The organism is Streptomyces sp. NPDC060031 (assembly GCF_042736805.1).
Taxonomy (GTDB): domain Bacteria; phylum Actinomycetota; class Actinomycetes; order Streptomycetales; family Streptomycetaceae; genus Streptomyces.
On sequence record NZ_JBHWVM010000119.1, the window covers coordinates 1 to 20,483 of the forward strand.

The window sequence follows — 20,483 nt, forward strand, 5'->3', positions numbered from 1 at the left end:
GGGGTCCGTTCGGACCCCCGGCGCCCCGGAAGCATGCGGTTCAGCAGGAGCGGACCCGCAGGGTCAGCTTTCCTTCTGCTGCTTTCGCGACTTGTCGCCCACGATCACGAGACCCGCGATGACCAGGAACAGCACGATCGGCAGGGCCACGTACAGGCCGAGCGTCTCGCCAATGCTCAGGCCCGGGCCCGGGTCGTCGCCGTCGTCGCGGGTCAGCGCCAGGGCGGGAGACGTCATCAGCAGCATCATCAGCGTCGTTCCGGCCGTGACGGCGCCGGCGCGCAGAGCGTTCTTCTTGTCCACGGTGCAAACGTAGCGAACACCTAAACGACCCGCGCGCCCGGGGGTGCCGTACGGGGTCACCCGCGCTCCCCCGCCCCTTCGCGCACCGCGCCCAGCAGGGCGTTCGCCCGGGGCGAGGAGACCACCGCCTCCAGGGCCAGCGGCCGGCCCTCCCCGTCGGCGAGCGGCAGCCGCCAATTGGGGTACTGGTCCCAGGTGCCCGGCAGGTTCTGCGGCCGCCGGTCGCCCACCGCGTCCGGGAGCCACACGCCGACCAGCCGGGCCGGGGTGCGCAGCAGGAACCCGTACAGGGCCCGCACGGCGGCCTCCTCGCCCTTGGTGTCCAGACCGAGGTCCTCCAGCACCTCCAGCCACCGGGCGGTGTCCGCGGCGTCCTCGGCGCGCTCCCGCTCCACGGGGCGGGTCAGCAGCCCGAGCCGGTCGCGCAGTTCCACGTGCGCCCCGGCGAGCTTGGCGGCCGTGGGCGGCAGGTCGTGCGTGGTGACGGTGGCCATGCAGTCGGCCCGCCAGGCCGCCGGCTCCAGCGGGTCCGCGCCACCCGTCCAGTCCCGCTCGAACCACAGCACGGAAGTCCCGAGCACCCCGCGCCGGGCCAGGGCCTGACGGACACCCGGCTGCACCGTCCCGAGGTCCTCGCCGATGACCAGGGCGCCCGCCCTGTGCGCCTCCAGGACGAGGACGGCCAGCATGGCCTCGCCGTCGTACGAGACGTACGCGCCTTCGGCGGGCGGGGTCCCTTCCGGGATCCACCAGAGCCGGAACAGCCCCATGACGTGGTCGATGCGCACGGCGCCGGCGTACCGCAACACCCCGCGCAGCAGCTCCCGGAAGGGCGCGTACCCGGTGGCGGCGAGCACGTCGGGCCGCCACGGCGGCAGGCCCCAGTCCTGGCCGCGCGCGTTGAAGGCGTCCGGCGGGGCGCCGACGGTGGCGCCCGCGGCGTAGGCCTCGGGTGCGGTGCGGACGTCCGAGCCCTCCGGATGCACTCCGACGGCCAGGTCGTGCACGATGCCGACGGCCATGCCCGCCTCGCGGGCGGCCCGTTGGGCGGCGGCGAGCTGGGTGTCGGTGAGCCAGACCAGCCAGCGGTGGAAGTCGGCCCGCTCCCGGGGGTCCTCGCCCGCGGCGGCCGCGCACCAGGCGGCGTGCCCGTCGAGCTCCGGACCCTGCGCGGCGCGGAACTCCCGGTAGGCCGCCTCCCGTTCGGCGGTGCGGGCAACGGCGTACAGCAGCTCCAGGGCGACCCGCTTCAGGGCCCACACCGCGTCCCGGTCGATCAGGGCGCCCTTCTCCAGCACCTCGCGGCGCAACTCGGCGCCCCGGGAGGCAAGTTCCGCGAGAGCCTGCCGGTCGGAGCATCGCGCGTGTTCGGGGACGTCCTCGATGCGCAGGTACACCGGGTCGGGGAAGCGGCGCGAGGAGGGCCGGTAGGGGGACGGGTCGGTCGGGGTTCCGGGTACGGCCGCGTGCAGCGGGTTGACCTGGACGAAGCCGGCTCCGTGGGTGTGCCCGGCCCAGCGGGCGAGCTCCGCCAGGTCTCCGAGGTCGCCCATGCCCCAGGAGCGCTCGGAGAGCAGCGAGTACAGCTGGACGAGCAGTCCGTGCGCCCGCTCCGGCGCGGCCGGCGCCCGGTCCGGGGCCACGATCAGGGCGGCCGTCCCGGTGCGCCCGTCGGGGGCCTCGACGTGGACCCGGTGCACGCCGAGCGGGGGCACCCCGCCGGCCGGCCGGCCGCCCGGCTCCTCGCCCTCCAGTTCCAGGCGGGTCCGCGTCCCGGGCGGCAGCCCGGCCAGCTCCACGGGCGGCCCCGACCCGGCCCACCACACCAGCGCGGGCGGCAACAGCCGTGCCACCGCCGCGCGTTCGCCCGCGTCCGCCGCCGTCCGGATGTCCTCGGCGGTGGCGGTGGGTACCCCGAGCATGCCCAGTACCGATCGGACGGTGGCCTGCGGGACCCGGACGGTGACGTCCTCGGCGGGCTGGTAGGTGGTGGCGACGCCGTACAGGGCCGCGAGCCGGTCGAGGTCGTCCATGTGTCGAATCCCTGTCTAGGTCTGGTCCCCCGCGGCTGCGGCCGCGGCGGCGGTGGTCGGCTCGCTCGTCAGCGGCGCCTCGTCGGCGAGCGGGGGCTCGCTGGTCAGCGGCGCCTGCGCGGAGCCCGCGAGCGGGGGCTCGCTGGTGAGGGGTCCTTCGTCCGGCCCGGCCTGCGCGGGCAGATGGGCGAGCGGCGGGCGGCGGGTCGGGTCGGCGGTCTCTGCGGCGGGCTTTTCGACAGAAGGATCGACAGAAGGATCGGCGGACGGATCGGCGGACAGTTCGGCACGGGCGGCGGTGTTCACGGTCGGGCACTCCTTTGTGCGTGAGGAACGGTCAGAACCATGGAACAACGCCGGAGAACACCGCAGCCATACCCAGTCGGCCGCACCGCATTCCTGACGTATCCCGGTCAGATCACCCACCCGCGTTGACACCCTGCCCGCACGGGTGGTGGGCTCGGGCTCATTGGTACGAGCGGGGGACGACTCGCGACGAGGAGGCTCCGTGCAGCCCAGGGGCAGGAAGCGGGCCGCGGCCGCGGCCATGGCCGTCATCGGGACCCTGCTGGGCGGCGCCACGGCCGCGGCCCCGCCGGGGGCCTTCGCGGTGCCCACCGCCCCGGCCGCGCCTCCCTCGGGCCCCGCCGGCGGGGCCGCGCCCGGACCCGTGCTCGACCCCGGCTCCGATCCGGTGCGAGCCGCCTCCGAGGGGCCGGCGGTGTGGCCGCGGCCGCAGTCGATGACCGCCGACCCGGCGCGCGCGGTGGCGCTGGGCGCCGAGGCCGTGCTGGTGCTGCCCGCGGACGCCGACCCGTACGCCGCCCAGGTGGTACGGGAAGCCCTGCGCGGGGCGGGCGTACGGACCCTGCACGAGCGGGCCCCCGGGGCGGCGCTGCCCGAACGGGGCACCGTCGTACGGCTCCAGGGACCGGACGCGGAACGGGCGCTGCGGGCCCTGGGCGCGGCCGAGGCGGGAGACCTGCCGGACGGGGGCTACCGGCTCGCCGCGGGGCGGGCCGAAGGCCGGGACACGGTCGCGCTGGCCGGCGTCGGGGAGGACGGCCTCTTCCACGCGGCCCAGACGTTGCGCGCCCTGCTCGCGCCGGGCGCCGCCAAGGTGCCGGGCGTACGGGTGCGGGACTGGCCGACGGCGCCCGTGCGCGGGATCACCGAGGGGTTCTACGGCACTCCGTGGACGCGGCAGCAGCGGCTCGCACAGGTGGAGTTCATGGGCCGCACCAAGCAGAACCGGCTGCTGCTCGCGCCCGGCGACGACCCGTACCGCAGCGCGGACTGGCGGCAGGAGTATCCGCCGGAGCAGCGGCAGGAGTTCCGGGAGCTGGCCGGGCGGGCCCGGGCCAACCGGGTGGTACTGGGCTGGGCGGTGGCCCCCGGGCAGTCGATGTGCCTGTCCTCGGCGGCCGACCGGGCGGCGCTCGCCCGCAAGCTGGACGCGATGTGGGAGCTGGGATTCAGGGCGTTCCAGGTGCAGTTCCAGGACGTCAGCTACACGGAGTGGGGCTGCCGGGCCGACCTGGAGCGGTACGGCAAGGGCCCGGCGGCCGCCGCGAAGGCCCACGCGGAGGTGGCGGCCGAGCTGGCGGCGCACCTCGCGGACCGCCATCCGGGGGCGCCGGCGCTGTCGCTGCTGCCGACGGAGTACTTCCAGGAGGGTGCGACCGCCTACCGGACGGCGCTCGCGGCCGCACTGCCCGGCCGGGTGGAGGTGGCCTGGACGGGGGTCGGCGTGGTGCCGCGCACGATCACCGGGAAGGAACTGTCCGGGGCGCGCTCGGCGCTGGGGCATCCGCTGGTCACCATGGACAACTACCCGGTCAACGACTGGGACCCGGGCCGTATCTTCCTCGGCCCGTACGCCGGCCGGGACCCGGCCGTCGCGAGCGGATCGGCGGCGGTGCTGGCCAACGCGATGCCGCAGGGGACGCTGTCACGCATCCCGCTGTTCACGGCGGCCGACTTCGCCTGGAACCCGCGGGGTTACCGGGCCGGCGAGTCGTGGTCGGCGGCGGTGGCCGAGCTCGCGGGGCCCGATCCCCGGGCCCGCCAGGCCCTGGCCGCGCTGGCCGGGAACACCGTGTCCTCGGGTCTGGCCCTGTCCGAGTCGGCGTACCTGCGCCCGCTGGTGGAGGAGTTCTGGCAGGCCCGCTCCGCCGGGAACCCGGCCGCGGGCGAGGGGCTGCGGGCCGCGCTGCGGGTGCTGCGCGAGGCCCCGGAGCGGCTGCCCGGGCTCTCCTCGGAGGCCGGGCCGTGGCTGTCGCGGCTGTCGCGCTACGGAGCGGCGGGGGAACTGGCCCTGGACGTCCTCCAGGCCCAGGCCCGCGGGGACGGCGCGGCGGCCTGGCGCTCCGCCCAGGCCCTGGCCGCGGCCCGCAAGGCCCTGGCCGAGCCGGGTGACGTACGGGTGGACGGCGCGGTCCTGGAGCCGTTCCTCGCCAAGGCGACGGAGGCGGCGGACGCGTGGACCGGCGCGGCCCGCCCCACCGGCACGGTGTCCCACGAGCCGGACGCGTGGACGGTCCGGCTGGACGCGGTGCGCCCGGTGTCGGCGGTGACGGTGATGACGGACCCCCTCCCGCCGGGCACCCGGGGCACGGTGGAGGCGCACGTGCCGGGCGAGGGCTGGCGCGAGGTCGCGCAGGCGGCCGCCGCGGGGTGGACCCAGGCGGACACGGGCGGGCTGCGGGCCGACGCGGTACGGCTGGCCTGGGCGGGAGCGGCCCCGGCCGTGCACCGGGTGGTGCCGTGGTTCGCGGACGGGCCGCAGGCCCGCTTCGAACTGGCGGACGCCGCCGACGCGGAGATCGGCGGGGCCCCGCAGCGGGTGTCGGCGCAGCTCGCGGCCCTGCGCCCCGGCGAGGTCCGGGGCCCGCTCTCGGCGGCGCCGCCGCCGGGCATCGAGGTGCGGCTCCCGGCCGAGGCGAAGGCGCCGCGCGGCACCGAGGTCTCCATCCCGGTGGAGGTCACGGTCCCGGCCTCGACCCCGCCGGGCACCTACCGGGTCCCGGTGACCTTCGCCGGGGAGTCCCGCACGCTGACCGTCCGGGCGGTTCCCCGTACGGGCGGGCCGGACCTGCTGCGCTCGGCCCGCGCCTCCTCCTCGGCGGACGAGACCGCGCAGTTCCCGGCGTCGGCGGCGCTGGACGGCTCCCCCGCCACCCGCTGGTCCTCGCCGCCGGTGGACGGCGCGTGGTGGCGGGCCGAGCTCCCGGCCCCGGCCCGCGTCGGGCTCCTGACGCTGCACTGGCAGGAGGCGTACCCGTCGGCCTACCGGGTCGAGACCTCCGCGGACGGCGTGACCTGGCTCCCGGCGGCCACGGTGGCCTCCCGGGGCGGTGTGGACTCCGTACGGATGGACGCCCCGGGGACCCGCTTCGTCCGGGTGACCTGCGACGTACGGGCGACCCGCTTCGGCTGCAGCCTCTACGCGGCCGAGGCCCGCGCGGTCGCTCCGTAGGACGGCACGGGCACGCACGGGCACGCACGGGCACGCGGTCAGGACGCGGCGACGCCGATGCGGTCGAGGGCGTCATCGGCGCCGTACGGCTGGAGGTAGGGCATCCAACGGGGGTCCCGGTGGCCCGTGCCGATGATCCGCCAGGCCAGCCCGGACGGCGGGGCCGGCTGGTGGCGCAGCCGCCAGCCCAGCTCCAGCAGGTGCCGGTCGGCCTTGACGTGGTTGCAGCGGCGGCACGCGGCGACGACGTTGTCCCACGCGTGCTGCCCGCCCCGGCTGCGCGGGATCACGTGGTCGACGCTGGTGGCGACGGCGCCGCAGTACATGCACCGGCCGCCGTCGCGCGCGAACAGGGCGCGCCGGGTGAGCGGAACGGGCCCCCGATAGGGGACCCGCACAAAGCGCTTGAGCCGGACCACGCTGGGCGCGGGGACGGCTCTCGTCGCACTGTGCAGAAAGGCGCCGGATTCCTCCAGGGAGACCGCTTTGTTCTCCAGGACGAGGACGAGCGCGCGGCGGAGCGGTACGACACCGAGGGGCTCGTACGACGCGTTGAGGACCAGGACGTGCGGCACGGACTGCCTCCTTGTACGCCGGCGGCGCGTGGCTCGCGCCGGGACGATCTGCTCTCCAGTCTCTCCTTACGGCAGGTCGAAGCGCCACCACGCGCCCGTAACGGGTCCGAGGTGTTTTCAACCACACCCGGATCGCGGGGCGGCGCCGTCCCGGGGCGGGTCCGGCCTCTCCCGGGGCACGGCAACAGAGTCAAGGCGATGCCCCGTTAGTGTGGATGCTCTGCCCGTACACCCCTGGCGCGGGCAGATCGCTACATCTGGAGGTCCCTCCGTGCCCTGGCACGCCACCCTGCTTCCTCTCGCAGCCGACACCCCGGACGCGACCACGACGCTGAGGGAAACGCATCAGAACGTCACCAACGCCGCCAGTTTCATCGAGGAGAACTGGGCCGGATGGCTGTACCTCGGCCTGCGGATCCTGCTGATCGTCGTGATCGCGGCCGCCCTGCGGTCGGTGGTGCGCAAGTCGCTGACCAAGCTGATCACGCGGATGAACCGCAGCGCGGAGGCCGTCGAGGGCACGGCGCTGGGCGGGCTGCTGGTCAATGCCGAGCGGCGGCGCCAGCGTTCCGAGGCGATCGGTTCCGTGCTGCGCTCGGTGGCCTCGTTCCTGATCCTCGGCACGGCCGGCCTGATGGTGCTCGGCGCGCTCGACATCAACCTCGGCCCGCTGTTGGCGAGCGCCGGTGTGGCCGGTGTGGCGATCGGTTTCGGCGCCCGGAACCTGGTCACGGACTTCCTCTCCGGCGTGTTCATGATCCTTGAGGACCAGTACGGCGTCGGCGACAAGATCGATGCCGGGGTGGCCTCCGGCGAGGTCGTGGAGGTGGGCCTGCGCGTCACCAAGCTGCGCGGGGACAACGGCGAGATCTGGTACGTCCGCAACGGCGAGATCAAGCGGATCGGCAACCTCAGCCAGGGCTGGGCCACCGCGGGCGTGGCGGTACAGGTCAGGCCGACCGAGAGCCTGACCCACATCCGCGAGGTGGTCCGGGCCGTCGCCGACGGCCTGGCCAAGGAGTCCCCGTGGGACGAGCGGCTGTGGGGCCCGGTGGAGGTGCTGGGCCTGGACGAGGTGCTGCTGGCCTCGATGACGGTGAAGGTGTCGGCGAAGACGATGCCGGGCCAGCAGTTCGCGGTGGAGCGGGAGCTGCGCTGGCGCATCAAGGAGGCCTTCGACTCCGCGGGCATCCGCATCATCGGGGGTACGCCGGCCGCCGATGACTGCGAGGACGCGGCCGCGGCGCCGGCCGACCCCGCGGCCTCCGTCGCCCCGCCGTCGGCGCTGGCGAACCCGTCCTCTCCGCAGTCCCTGGCCGCCACCCCGATCCCGGCCGCGCAGATCCCGCCGGCCTCTATGGGGCCACGCATATCCAAATAGCCCGGTACGCCCCGCTTCGGGGCACCGCCCATGCCCGCTGCCCCCGCAGGTTCCCTGCGGGGGCAGCAGTCTTTGCGCCGTTCCATTGACATAGCTCAAACAGCAATAGGAAACTTACCTAACAGTTCATGACGGACGGCGACGCGATGTCGACGAGGGAGAGAGACGCCCCTATGCCCGGCACCACACCCGGAACCACCCCCGGAACGCCCAGTCTGCTGCGCGTCATGAACGACCGCGCGGCACTGGACCTGCTGCTGGCGCACGGCCCCCTGTCCCGCACCCGCATCGGCAGGCTCACCGGCCTCTCCAAGCCCACCGCCTCCCAGCTGTTGAGCCGCCTGGAGGCCGCCGGACTGGTGGTCGCCACCGGCACCGCCGCCGGCCGCCCCGGCCCCAACGCCCAGCTCTACTCGGTCAACCCGCGCGCCGCCCACGTCGCCGGACTGGACGTCACCCCGGGCCGGATCCTCGCCGCCGTCGCCGACCTCACCGGCGAGGTCGTCGGCAGCCACGAGCTCCCGTACGCCGAAGGCACCGGCGCGGTCGAACAGGTCACCCGGGCCCTCGGCGAGGCCGCCAAGGACGCCGGGATGCCCCTCAGCGACATCCACCGGCTGGTCATCGCGACCCCCGGCTCCTTCGACCCCCGCTCCGGGGTGCTGCGCTACGCCGACCACCTCCTCGGCTGGCAGTCCCCCACCCTCCTCGACGAGCTGGCGGCGGCCCTGCCGATGCCGGTGGAGTACGAGAACGACGTGAACCTCGCCGCGATCGCCGAGCAGCGGCTCGGCGCGGCCCGCGGGCACGACGACTTCGTCCTGCTGTGGAACGAGGAGGGCCTCGGCGCCGCCCTGGTGATCGGCGGCCGGCTGCACCGCGGCTGGACCGGAGGCGCGGGCGAGGTCGGCTTCCTGCCGGTTCCGGGCCGTCCGCTGGCCAGGCAGGTGGTCCGGGAGAACGGCGGCGGCTACCAGGACCTGGCCGGCATGGAGGTGCTGCCCGCGCTCGCCGCCGGGTTCGGCGTCCCCGTGCCGCCGGTGCCCGCCTCCGGGGCCGGGTCCGGCGCCGAACACGGGGCCGTGCACGGGCCGGTGTCCGGGGCGGAGGTCGCGCAGGCCGTCGCGCTCCTCTCCCGGGCCGCCGCCGAACCCGAAGGGGCCAACCTGCGCCTGCTCCAGGCGTACGCCACCGCGCTCGCCACGGGTCTCGCCGCGGTGGTGGCCGTACTGGACCCGGAGATCGTGGTCCTCTCCGGCGCGGTGACCACCGCCGGCGGGGAGCCGCTGCGCGAACTGATCGAGACCGAGCTCGCCGACCTCGCCCCGTCCCGACCCCGCCTGGTGACCGGCGAGGTACGGGAACGCCCCGTGCTGCGCGGGGCGCTGGAGAGCGCCCTCGCCGCCACCCGCGAAGAGGTCTTCGACACCTCGCGGCGCTGACCGCGCCGCCCGCCGCCACCCGCCCGTTCCGTTTCTTCTGCAACGCTCCTTCCGGAAAGTCCCCCCCGCAGAGAGTGACTCCGCCATGCCCAGAACGCGCCGCCTGACCGCCGCAGCCACCGCACTCGCCGCGATGTCCGTACTCGCCACCGCGTGTACGGGCCAGAGCGGCAGCGAGGCCGCCGACGACCCGGACAAGGACGTCACCCTCAACTTCTGGCACGGCTGGTCCGCCCCCAGCGAGGTCAAGGCCATCGAGGACAACATCGCGCGCTTCGAGAAGGTGCACCCGAACATCAAGGTCAACGTCACCGGCAACATGACGGACGACAAGACCAACCAGTCCCTGCGCGCGGGCGGGGGCAAGGCCCCCGACGTGGTGGCCTCCTTCACCACCGACAACGTCGGCAAGTTCTGCAACACCGGCGCCTTCGCCGACCTGAACCCCTTCCTCGAGAAGTCCGGCGTCGACAAGGCGAAGGTCTTCCCCCCGACCCTGCTCCAGTACACGCAGTTCAACGGCAACCAGTGCGCGCTGCCGCTGCTCAACGACGCGTACGGCCTCGTCTACAACAAGACCGCCTTCGCCGCCGCCGGCATCACCGAGCCGCCCGTGACCTGGAGCCAGTTCGCCGAGGACGCGCAGAAGCTGACCGTGGCCCGCGGGGACACCTACGAGCAGCTCGGCGTGATGCCGACCTACCACGGCTACGAGACCACCCCCATACGGCTGGCCGCCCAGTGGAGCCCGACGTACTTCACCGCCGACGGCAAGTCGAACCTGGCCAAGGACCCCTCCTTCGCGAAGATGCTGACGGCGCAGAAGGACCTGGTGGCCAAGCTCGGCGGCTACGAGAAGCTGGAGAAGTTCCGCAACACCTTCGGCGACGAGTGGAGCACCGAACACCCCTTCCACACGGGCCTGGTCGCGATGCAGATCGACGGCGAGTGGCGGGCGGCCATGGCGAAGGCGGCGGGGGCCAAGTTCGAGATCGGCACGGCGCCGATGCCCGTGCCCGACGACCAGGTGGCCGACTACGGCAAGGGCTACCTCGCCGGCACCATCATGGGGATCGCCGCCGGCAGCAAGAAGCAGAACGCCGCCTGGGAGCTCGTGAAGTACATGACGACCGACACCGACGCGGTCGTGGACTTCGCCAACGCCATCCACAACGTGCCCTCGACGCTGGCCGCGCTGGACTCCCCCAGGCTCCAGGTCACCCCGGAGTTCAAGACCTTCATCGACATCGCCAAGCACGCGAAGTCCAACACCACCCCGGCCCAGGCCGACGGCGGCACCTACCAGCTGACCTTCCAGGACTTCGCGTACGCCGTCGAGAAGGGCGACGTCCCCGACATCACGGCCGGTCTCGCCAAGACCGACCAGCAGATCGACACGGACATCGCGAAGGCGAAGTAGCCCGATGACCGACGCCCTCACCCCTCCCCGCACCAGCGGCGCGTCCCCCGGCGCGGATCCGCTGCGCTCCAAGCGCCGCAGGTCCGCGCTGCGCACGGCGGCCTTCATGTCGCCCTGGCTGATCGGGTTCGGCGTCTTCTTCGCCTACCCGCTCGTCTCCACCGTGTACTTCTCCTTCACCAAGTACGACGGTTTCCGCACGCCCGAATTCAACGGCCTGGACAACTGGTCGTACGTCTTCGGCGACTATCCGCTGTTCTGGCCGGCCATGCGCAACACCCTGTGGCTGGTCGTGGTGATGGTCGCCTGCCGAGTCGTCTTCGGCCTCGGCATCGGCCTGCTGATCACCAGGATCAAGACGGGGGCGGGACTCTTCCGGACCCTGTTCTACCTGCCCTACCTCGCCCCTCCGGTGGCCGCGACCCTGGCGTTCGTCTTCCTGCTCAACCCCGGCACCGGCCCGGTCAACACCCTGCTGGAGGCGGTCGGCCTGCCCGCGCCCGGCTGGTTCACGGACGCCGACTGGTCCAAGCCCGCGCTCACCGCGCTCGCGGTGTGGGGAGTGGGCGACCTGATGGTCATCTTCATGGCCGCGCTGCTCGACGTACCCAAGGAGCAGTACGAGGCCGCCGAGCTGGACGGGGCCGGACCGCTCCAGCGCTTCCGCCACATCACCCTGCCGAACATCTCCCCGATCATCCTGTTCGCGGTGGTCACCGGGGTCATCCAGGCCATGCAGTACTACACCCAGCCCCTGGTGGCGGGAAAGGTGGCCGCGGGCGTGATCGGCGGCTCGGGCCAGCAGTTGGAGCCCGGCTACCCGGACAAGTCCACGCTGACCCTGCCCCAGATCATCTACAACCTCGGCTTCCAGCGCTTCGACTACGGCACCGCGTGTGTCGTCGCCCTCGTGCTGTTCGCCCTCTCCATGGCCTTCACCGCGCTGCTCATGCGCCGCCGCGGTGGGCTGATCGAGGCAGGTGACTGAACGTCATGACCCAGCTGACCGAACGTACGGACCGCACGGCACGCGGCCGACGGGGCCCGGGATCCTGCGGCACCTCCGGCTCCACGCGCGCCGCCCGCACCGCGCGCCGCAAGGACGCGCTGCACTGGATCGCCGTGCACTCCCTCGGGATCGCGGCGGCCCTCTTCTTCGTCCTGCCGTTCCTCTTCCTCTTCCTTACCTCCGTGATGAGCGACCAGCAGGCCCTCACCCGCGACCTGTGGCCGCACACCTGGCAATGGGGCAACTACGCGAAGGTGTGGAACACCCCCGGCTTCCTGACCTGGTGGCGCAACACACTGCTGTACGCCGGGCTCGGCACGCTGCTGACCGTGGTGTCCTCCGTGCCCGTCGCGTACGCGCTCGCCAAGTTCCGCTTCCGCGGGCGGCGGCTCTCGCTGCTGCTCGTGATCGCCATGATGATGCTGCCGCCCCAGGTGGTCGTCATCCCCATGTACCTGTTCTGGGCCAAGCAACTGGACCTGTCCGGCACCCTCTGGCCGCTGATCATCCCGATGGCCTTCGGCGACGCGTTCTCCATCTTCCTGCTCCGCCAGTTCCTGCTGACCATCCCCGACGAGTACCTGGACGCCGCCAAGGTCGACGGCTGCGGCGAGGTGCGCACCCTGCTGCGCGTCGTCCTGCCGATGGCCAGGCCGGGGATCGCCGCCATCGCGCTGTTCCAGTTCTTCTGCGCCTGGAACGACTACTTCGGCCCGCAGATCTACGCCTCCGACAACCCGGCGGCCTGGACCCTCAGCTACGGGCTCGAATCCTTCAAGGGAGCCCACCACACCAACTGGAACCTCACCATGGCGGCGACCGTGCTGGTCATGGCACCCGTGATCGTCCTCTTCTTCTTCGCCCAGAAGGCGTTCGTCGAGGGAGTCACCCTGACCGGAGTGAAAGGCTAGTAGTGACGATGAAACTCGCAGTGGTGGGCGGCGGTTCCACCTACACCCCCGAGCTGATCGACGGCTTCGCGCGACTGCGCGACACCCTGCCGATCAGCGAGCTGGTCCTGATCGACCCGGCCGCCGAGCGGCTGGAGCTCATCGGCGGCCTCGCCCGGCGGATCTTCGCCAAGCAGGACCACCCGGGCCGCATCACCACCACCTCCGACCTCGACGCGGGTGTGGCGGACGCCGACGCGGTGCTGATCCAGTTGCGCATCGGCGGGCAGGCCGCCCGGCTGCAGGACGAGACCTGGCCGCTGGAGTGCGGCTGCGTCGGCCAGGAGACCACCGGCGCCGGCGGGCTCGCCAAGGCGCTGCGCACCGTCCCGGTCGTCCTCGACATCGCCGAGCGGATCCGGCGCGCCAACCCGGACGCCTGGATCATCGACTTCACCAACCCGGTCGGCATCGTCACCCGCGCCCTGCTCCGCGCCGGGCACAAGGCCGTCGGGCTCTGCAACGTGGCCATCGGCTTCCAGCGCAGGTTCGCCAAGCTGCTGGACCTGACGCCGGCCGACATCCACCTCGACCACGTGGGACTCAACCACCTCACCTGGGAGCTCGGCGTCCGCAAGGGCGGCCCCGACGGCGACGACCTGCTGCCGGGCCTGCTCGCCGCCCACGGCGACTCGATCGCCGGGGACCTGCGCCTGCCGCGCGCCGTGCTGGACCGGCTCGGCGTGGTGCCCTCGTACTACCTGCGGTACTTCTACGCGCACGACGAGGTCGTCCGGGAACTCGGCAAGAAGCCCTCGCGGGCCGCCGAGGTCGCGGCGATGGAGCGCGAACTCCTCGGCCTGTACGGGGATCCCGCGCTCGACGAGAAGCCGGAACTCCTCGCCAAACGGGGCGGCGCCTTCTACTCGGAGGCGGCCGTGGACCTCGCGGCGGCCCTGCTGGGCGACGGGGGGTCTTCGGTGCAGGTGGTCAACACGCTCAACAACGGCACCCTGCCCTTCCTGCCGGACGACGCGGTCGTGGAGGTGCAGGCCCGGGTGGACCGGTCCGGGCCCGTGCCGATGACGGCGCCCCGGCTGGACCCGCTGTACTCAGGCCTGATCGCGCACGTGAGCGCGTACGAGGACCTCGCGCTGGACGCCGCCGTGCGCGGCGGGCGCGAGCGGGTCTTCAAGGCGCTGCTGGCGCACCCGCTGGTGGGGCAGTTCGACCTCGCCGAGGGACTGACGGACCGGCTCTTGGCGCACAACAAGGAGCACCTGCCATGGGCATGAGCCGGCCCGCCGTCCTCGCCGTGGACGCGGGCAACAGCAAGACGGACGTGGCGCTGATCGCGGCGGACGGCACGGTGCTCGGCACCGGCCGCTCCGGGGGCTTCCAGCCGCCCCGGGTCGGCATCGAGGCGGCGGTGGACGGGCTCGGTCGGGCCGTCGCGGAGGCGGCCGCGGCCGCCGGCCTGGCGCCGCTCGCGCCCGGGGCACCGTACGCCGACCGGGTCGCGGCCTGCCTGGCCAACGCCGACCTGCCGGTGGAGGAGCGACAGCTCGCGGAGGCCATCGGGGCGCGCGGCTGGGCCCCGGCCACCGAGGTGCGCAACGACACCTTCGCGATCCTGCGGGCCGGGCTGACCGAGACGGGCCCCGGCCCGGGAACGGGAACCGGAACCGGAACGGGAACGGGAGCCTTGTCGGGGGCCCGGGGCCCGCGCGGGGTGGCCGTGGTGTGCGGGGCCGGCATCAACTGCGTGGGCATGCTCCCCGACGGGCGCACGGCCCGCTTCCCGGCGCTCGGGCAGATCTCCGGCGACTGGGGCGGCGGGGGCGGACTGGCCGGGGAGGCCCTGTGGTGGGCGGCGCGGGCCGAGGACGGCCGCGGCGGCCCGACGGTGCTGGCGGCGGCGCTGCCGGGGCACTTCGGGCTGGGCTCCATGTACGAGCTGATCGCGGCGCTGCACCTGGGCACGCTCGCGCAGCGGCGCCTGCACGAGCTGGTGCCGGTGCTGTTCGCGGTGGCCGCGGCGGGCGATCCGGTGGCCGCGGCGATCGTGGAGCGGCAGGCCGAGGAGGTGGTCGCGCTGGCGGTGGTGGCGCTGGACCGGCTCGGCCTGCTGGGCGAGGAGGCGCCCGTCCTGCTGGGCGGCGGGGTGCTCGCGGCCCGGCATCCGCAGCTGAACGGGCGGATCGGGGAGCTGCTGGCCGAACGGGCGCCGAACGCCCGGGTGTCGGTGGTGACGGCCCCGCCGGTGCTGGGCGCCGGGCTGCTGGGGCTGGACGCGGCCGGGGCCGCACCCGAGGCCTACGGAAAACTCCGTGCCCATTTCGGGTGAACCCGCCCCGGAGTGGCTCAGGTCTGGAACCGTGGCGGCCGTAAGGACGTATTGACGGTGAAGGGTGGCGGGGGGCCGCCCTCAGGAGATCCGCACCTGGTGGTGTGGCCGACCCGTCCGTACGGCCATACTGCTGCGGTGCAATGAGGACCGAGGGGGAGGTCACGGTGGCTGTCACAACACGCGCGCCCGCGTCGGGGGGCGCCGTCGCCGTGCCGCCCGACGGGCCGCCGGGGCGGGGTACCGCCTGGGCGGAGGGCGTGGAGCGGCTGCGCGAGGCCGCGACGACCGAGCCCGGCCGGCTGCGGATCATCGGCGCGGCCCTGGCCGCCCTGCTCCTGCTGTTCGGGTCGGTCGCCGTCTGGGAGATCTCCGGCCGGGTCCTCGCGGCCGAGGACGTGGTGGGCCGCAGCCAGCCGCTGAGCGCGGACGCGGCGAGCATCTACCGTTCCCTCGCGGACGCCGACACGGCCTCCTCCAGCGGTTTCCTCGCGGGGTCCGACGAGCCCCGGGACGTCCGCGCCCGGTACGAGAAGGACGTGGCGAACGTCTCGCGGCTGCTGGTGAGCGCGGCCGCCAACACCAGGGCCGACGAGGACTCCCGCAAGCAGATCACCCTGCTGAGCGAGCAGTTGCCCCGGTACACCGGCCTGATCGAGCAGGCGCGGGCCACCAACAAGCAGGGCCTGCCGCTGGGCGGCGCCTACCTCCGGTACGCGAACGAGCAGATGAGCACCCAGCTGCTGCCCGCCGCGCAGCGGCTCTACGAGGCGGAGACCGGCCGCCTCTACACCGACTACGACGACGCCCGCTCCCTGCCGCTGGCCTCGATCGGTGCGGGACTGCTCGCGCTCGCCCTCCTGGGGTGGGCGCAGCGGCGCAACTACCGTCGCACCAACCGGGTCTTCAACCACGGGCTGGTCGCCGCGTCGGCCGCGTCGGTGGTGGTGCTGCTGTGGCTGGCCGTGGGGCACACCGTCGCCCGGGCGGAGCTGAACCAGGCCCGCACGGACGGGCAGGAGTCGCTGCAGGTCCTCAACGACGCGCGCATCGCCTCGCTCCAGGCGCGGGCCAACGAGAATCTGACGCTGATCGCCCGGGGCGCCGTGCTGGCCGCGGACAACAAGTCCGACAAGTACGACGTGGACTTCACGAACAACATGAAGGACCTGGACGCCGGGCTCGCGACGGCGCTGGCGCTGGCCGAGGACGCCGAGGGCCGCGAACCCGTCGCGGGCGCCATGGACGGCGTGAAGCAGTGGAAGCAGCGGCACGCGGTGGCCCGGGAGACGGACCTGAAGGGCGACTACCAGGCGGCGCTCCCCCAGGTCATCGGGGACAAGGACCACAAGGACAGCAGCGGGGCCGCCTTCGACACGGTGGACGCCTCCCTGGAGCAGGCCGTGGCCCACGAACAGGCGGAGTTCACCCGGGCGGCCCGCGGCGGGCTCGGCGCGCTGGGCGGTCTGGTGACGGGCGCCGCGGCCCTGGCGGTCATCGCCGCGGGGGCGGCTCTGCTCGGCATCGGGCGCAGGCTTTCGGAGTACAGGTGAGAGCGATGCACGCACGCGTGAGGCGCGAAGACGAGAGCCAGGCCGGACCGCGGTCCGCGGTGCCCGGCGCGCGGCGGCTCGCGGGCCGGCTGCGCGGCTGGGGCGGGGTGAGCGCGATGGCCGCCGCCTGCGCGGTGACGGCCGCGGCCGTCCTGCTGCCGCTGGCCCAGGCGGCGCCCGAGGCCGGCCGCCCGTCGGCGATCCACAGGCCGGCCGTGACGGCGGCGGCCCCGGCCACCCCCTGGGTGCCTGGCGACACCTGCCAGGACCCGGCGGCGAGCCTGCGCCCGTCCGGGGTGGACGGCCCCACCATCGAGCGGATCCGCAGCGCGGGCAAGCTCGTCGCGGGCGTGGACCAGAACAGCTTCAAGTGGGGCTACCGCAACCCGGTCGACGGCCACCTCGACGGTTTCGACATCGCCCTGGTCAAGGCCATAGCCAAGGACATCCTGGGCGACGAGAACGCGGTCATCTACCGGGCCATCCCCACCAGCCAGCGCATCCCCGCGCTCCAGGACGGCCGCGTCGACGTGGTCGTGCGGACCATGACGATCAACTGCAAGCGGCTGGAGGACGTCGCCTTCTCGACGGCGTACTTCGAGGCCGGGCAGCAGGTGCTCGTTCCCAAGGACTCGACGATCACCGGCTACGACACCTCCCTGAAGGGCCGCAGGATCTGTACCGCGGCCGGTTCGACGGCGGAGGCGTCCCTCAGGTCCGAGTCGTACGGCTCGGTGTCGGTCAGCGTGCCCAACCAGCTGGACTGCCTGGTCCGGCTGCAGCTCGGCGAGGTCGACGGCATCATCACGGACAACGCGCTCGCGGCCGGCCAGGCCGCGCAGGACCCGTCGATCCGGCTGGTCGGCTCCCCGTTCACCAAGGAGTTCTACGGGGTGGCCATGAAGAAGGACGCCGACGATCTGGTGCGCCGGGTCAACAAGGTCTTGGAGAACTACCGTGCGGGCGGCCCGCAGAGCCCGTGGATGCAGGCCTACGAAACCCACCTCAAGCCCGTGCTGCCCGGCGTGAGCGGACCGCCCGAGCCCAAGTACCGGGACGGCTGAGGCCGGTGGCGGATTCGGAGCCCCATGTCAGACCCCTGCCCGGGAACGCTGCGGTGATGGACCGGGACGATGTCGACCGTGCGCTGGCCCGGCTGGGCGCGGAGCACGAGGCCGTCGAGACCTCGCTGCTCGCGCTGCAGGACCACGCCGGCCGCCGGCTGCTGGAGGGCGCCGGGCTCACCGGGGTCACCAAGGAGCGGTGGGCGGCCACCGACGCGGCCATCACCCGGCTGTGGACGTACTTCGACGCCTACAGCGGGGCGCTGGCCGCCGCCCGGGCGATCCGCGAGCGGCGCCGCTGGCCCACGCGGGAGGACCTGGTCGAGCTGACCGACCGGCTGCGCGGGCCCGGCGTGACGATCGCCGGGGCCGGGGTGGAGGGCGCCCTGCTGGCCGAACGGTTCTCCCTGGCCGAGCTGGTGGCCAGGATGAACGAGCTGTACGCGGGTTCGCTGGACGTGGTGGTGGCCGCCGACTCGGTGTGGTCGGCGCTGCCCGCCCGGATCGACCTGCTCGCCGCCGAGCTGCACCGCACCCGCTCGCTGGCCCACTCGGTGGGAGTGCGCCCGGGCGAGCACCCCTCGGGTGACGACCTGGAGGCCATCACCGCCGAGCTGGCGCAGCTGCGGGCGCAGGTGATCGCGGACCCGCTGGCGTTCTGGGTGCCGCTCGCGGGGAGTTCGGCTCCCGGGGGCGGCCGTCCCGACACGGTGCGGTACGACCGGGCCGCGCTCGCGCTGGAGGACGTACGCCGGGAGGTCGAGGCCGTGCTGGACGTACGGCAGGACGCCGAGCAGCGGCTGATCAGCCTGCGGGACGTGCTCTCGCGGGCCGACCGGACCCTGGCCGAGGCGCGGACCGCGCGCGGCGAGGTGCTCGCGAAGATCGCGGCGTCCGAGGTGCCCGCGGTGAGCGGCCCGCCGACGGCGCTGCAGGAGGAGCTGTCCGCGGCGGCCGAGCACCGGCGGCAGTCCCGGTGGCACCGGCTCTCGCCGCTGCTGGAGTCCTTGGAGGAGCGCGCCGAGGAGGAATTGCTCAGGGCCCGCGAATCGTTGACGGCGGTGACGGCGCCGCTGGCCGTACGGGCCGAGCTGCGCGGCCGGCTCGACGCGTACAAGGCGAAGGTGGCGCGGCACGGCATGGCGGAGGACCCGCTGCTGGTCGAGCGGTACGACACGGCCCGGCGGATGCTGTGGAGCGCGCCCTGCGACCTGCGTGCCGCCGAGCAGGCCGTCCTGCGCTACCAGTGGGCGGTCGCCGAGTCGCTGGCTCCGCCGCAGCCGCAGCACCAGCCCCTGCCGGATCACCACCGGCCCGGCGGGCCGGGGAAGGAGGACGCATGAGCCTGACCGGAACCGCGTGCGTTCGCCCCGGCTGCCCGGGGGCGTACGAGGACATGGGCGGCGGCGAGGTGTATTGCGACACCTGCGGGCTGGCGCCGGTCGGCGCCGTCTCCGCGGGCGCCGAGGAGCTGGTGTCCGTACCGACCGCGATGACCAGCGCGGCGCGCCCCGGCGATTCGCAGCGCTCCGGGCGCTCCTCCGCGTCCTCCTCGCGCTCCGCCCGCTCCTCCCGGTCCTCGTCCTCGCGCCGGTCGGTGTCGGGGCGGCTGTCGCGCGCGCTGTCCGGCGCCGCGTCCACCCGGTCGGTGTCGGTGCGCAGTTCGGGCTCGGCAGCCGCGTCCTCGGGGCGCAGCCGGCTCGGGGCCGGGCTGGTCAGCGTGCCGGAAGTCCCCCGTCCGGACCCTTCGGCGGCCGTGCTGGAGAACCCGGAGGTCCCGGAGCGCAAGCGGTTCTGCTCGCGCTCGGACTGCGGGGCCCCGGTGGGCCGCTCGCGTGGTGAACGGCCCGGCCGGACGGAAGGGTTCTGCACCAAGTGCGGGCACCCGTACTCCTTCGTGCCCAAGCTGCGCGCGGGTGACGTCGTCCACGGCCAGTACGAGGTCGCGGGCTGCCTCGCGCACGGCGGTCTCGGCTGGGTCTACCTGGCGGTGGACCGGGCGGTGTCGGACCGGTGGGTGGTGCTCAAGGGCCTGCTGGACACCGGCGACCAGGACGCGATGGCGGCGGCGATATCGGAGCGGCGCTTCCTCGCGGAGATCGAGCATTCGAACATCGTGCGGATCTACAACTTCGTGGAGCACCTGGACCAGCGGACCGGCTCGCTGGACGGGTACATCGTCATGGAGTACGTCGGCGGCAAGTCCCTGAAGGAGATCGCCAACGACCGGCGCCGGCCGGACGGGCGGCGCGATCCGCTGCCGGTGGAGCAGGCCTGCGCGTACGGCATCGAGGCGCTGGAGGCGCTGGGCCACCTGCACAGCAGGAACCTCCTGTACTGCGATTTCAAGGTGGACAACGCGATCCAGCAGCAGGACCAGCTGAAGCTGATCGACATGGGCGCGGTGCGCCGGATGGACGACGAGGAGTCGGCCATCTACGGCACCGTGGGCTACCAGGCGCCGGAGGTCGCGGAGGTGGGCCCCTCGGTCGCCTCGGACCTGTACACGGTGGCGCGGACGCTGGCCGTGCTGACCTTCGACTTCCAGGGGTACACCAACGTCTTCGCGGACTCGCTGCCGGATCCCGAGCACATCGAGGTGTTCGGGCGGTACGAGTCGTTCTACCGGCTGCTGGTGCGGGCGACCGACCCGGATCCGGGACGGCGGTTCGCGTCCGCGCAGGAGATGGCGGACCAGCTGACCGGTGTGCTGCGGGAGGTCGTCGCGCTCCAGACGGGCCGGCCCCGGCCGCAGGTCTCCACGCTGTTCGGGCCCGAACTTCGGGTGCCGGACGACAGGCTGTTCGCCGACACCGCCGGCGCCGAGGTGTCCCGGCTGGGGGCCAGGCCGGGTGCCCCTTCGGGCTCCGGGCTCAGGGCGCTGTCCGGTCGGCGCCGGCCCGCGGCCGCTCCCGCGGCGGCCCTTGCCCCGGCTGCGGCCGTGGCGGCGCCCGTCGGGAGCCCGGCGGCCACAGCGGCGGCCGCGGC

The 20,483-nt window shown here is 73.9% G+C and carries 16 protein-coding genes; 12 read left to right on the forward strand and 4 right to left on the reverse strand.

Annotation, left to right across the window (positions count from 1 at the left end; genetic code table 11):
- Positions 1–63: 63 nt before the first annotated feature.
- Genes ACFWB8_RS33280 through ACFWB8_RS33290 form a run of 3 tightly spaced genes read right to left on the reverse strand, consistent with a single transcriptional unit; the run spans position 64 to position 2,642 of the window.
- The gene (locus ACFWB8_RS33280) at positions 64–303 is read right to left on the reverse strand and encodes a hypothetical protein (protein ID WP_385235754.1); all 240 of its coding nucleotides are present in this window, start codon (positions 301–303) and stop codon (positions 64–66) included.
- A gap of 56 nt (positions 304–359) precedes the next feature.
- Positions 360–2,336, reverse strand: coding sequence for a 4-alpha-glucanotransferase (gene malQ, locus ACFWB8_RS33285; RefSeq protein ID WP_385235757.1), 1,977 nt, complete (start codon positions 2,334–2,336; stop codon positions 360–362).
- A gap of 15 nt (positions 2,337–2,351) precedes the next feature.
- Positions 2,352–2,642, reverse strand: a complete 291-nt coding sequence (locus tag ACFWB8_RS33290; protein ID WP_385235760.1) for a hypothetical protein — start codon at positions 2,640–2,642, stop codon at positions 2,352–2,354.
- Positions 2,643–2,883: 241 nt separating this feature from the next.
- On the opposite strand from ACFWB8_RS33290, the gene ACFWB8_RS33295 reads away from it, so the two are divergent.
- The gene (locus tag ACFWB8_RS33295; protein ID WP_385235795.1) at positions 2,884–5,814 is read left to right on the forward strand and encodes a beta-N-acetylglucosaminidase domain-containing protein; all 2,931 of its coding nucleotides are present in this window, start codon (positions 2,884–2,886) and stop codon (positions 5,812–5,814) included.
- A gap of 38 nt (positions 5,815–5,852) precedes the next feature.
- Here ACFWB8_RS33295 and ACFWB8_RS33300 read toward each other — a convergent pair whose 3' ends face one another.
- A complete protein-coding gene (locus ACFWB8_RS33300; RefSeq protein WP_385235763.1) occupies positions 5,853–6,389 on the reverse strand; it encodes an HNH endonuclease in 537 nt (178 codons plus the stop codon).
- A gap of 271 nt (positions 6,390–6,660) precedes the next feature.
- On the opposite strand from ACFWB8_RS33300, the gene ACFWB8_RS33305 reads away from it, so the two are divergent.
- From ACFWB8_RS33305 to ACFWB8_RS33355, 11 genes are all read left to right on the forward strand, one after another.
- A complete protein-coding gene (locus tag ACFWB8_RS33305) occupies positions 6,661–7,770 on the forward strand; it encodes a mechanosensitive ion channel family protein (RefSeq protein WP_385235766.1) in 1,110 nt (369 codons plus the stop codon).
- Between the two features lie 173 nt (positions 7,771–7,943).
- Positions 7,944–9,212, forward strand: a complete 1,269-nt coding sequence (locus ACFWB8_RS33310; RefSeq protein ID WP_385235769.1) for an ROK family transcriptional regulator — start codon at positions 7,944–7,946, stop codon at positions 9,210–9,212.
- 85 nt (positions 9,213–9,297) lie between these two features.
- Positions 9,298–10,632 carry an ABC transporter substrate-binding protein gene (locus tag ACFWB8_RS33315; RefSeq protein WP_385235772.1) on the forward strand — a complete coding sequence of 445 codons (1,335 nt, stop codon included), beginning with the start codon at positions 9,298–9,300 and terminating at the stop codon, positions 10,630–10,632.
- Positions 10,633–10,636: 4 nt separating this feature from the next.
- Complete coding sequence (locus tag ACFWB8_RS33320) at positions 10,637–11,620, forward strand: carbohydrate ABC transporter permease (RefSeq protein WP_385235775.1); 984 nt, start codon at positions 10,637–10,639, stop codon at positions 11,618–11,620.
- Between the two features lie 5 nt (positions 11,621–11,625).
- Positions 11,626–12,552 (forward strand): carbohydrate ABC transporter permease, encoded by a 927-nt coding sequence (locus ACFWB8_RS33325; protein WP_385235777.1) that lies wholly within the window; start codon positions 11,626–11,628, stop codon positions 12,550–12,552.
- Positions 12,553–12,560: 8 nt separating this feature from the next.
- Positions 12,561–13,826, forward strand: a complete 1,266-nt coding sequence (locus tag ACFWB8_RS33330; protein ID WP_385235780.1) for a 6-phospho-beta-glucosidase — start codon at positions 12,561–12,563, stop codon at positions 13,824–13,826.
- Positions 13,817–14,878 (forward strand): N-acetylglucosamine kinase, encoded by a 1,062-nt coding sequence (locus ACFWB8_RS33335; protein ID WP_385235783.1) that lies wholly within the window; start codon positions 13,817–13,819, stop codon positions 14,876–14,878. The genes ACFWB8_RS33330 and ACFWB8_RS33335 overlap by 10 nt, the downstream gene beginning before the upstream one ends.
- A 143-nt stretch (positions 14,879–15,021) precedes the next feature.
- Positions 15,022–16,431 carry a hypothetical protein gene (locus tag ACFWB8_RS33340; protein ID WP_385235786.1) on the forward strand — a complete coding sequence of 470 codons (1,410 nt, stop codon included), beginning with the start codon at positions 15,022–15,024 and terminating at the stop codon, positions 16,429–16,431.
- Positions 16,432–16,547: 116 nt separating this feature from the next.
- Positions 16,548–17,495: a glutamate ABC transporter substrate-binding protein gene (locus ACFWB8_RS33345; protein ID WP_385235798.1), complete on the forward strand. Its 948-nt coding sequence runs from the start codon at positions 16,548–16,550 to the stop codon at positions 17,493–17,495.
- 56 nt (positions 17,496–17,551) lie between these two features.
- Positions 17,552–18,838: a hypothetical protein gene (locus ACFWB8_RS33350; protein WP_385235789.1), complete on the forward strand. Its 1,287-nt coding sequence runs from the start codon at positions 17,552–17,554 to the stop codon at positions 18,836–18,838.
- On the forward strand, positions 18,835–20,483 hold a 1,649-nt coding region (locus tag ACFWB8_RS33355; RefSeq protein ID WP_385235792.1), incomplete at its 3' end, for a serine/threonine protein kinase. The genes ACFWB8_RS33350 and ACFWB8_RS33355, both read left to right, overlap by 4 nt.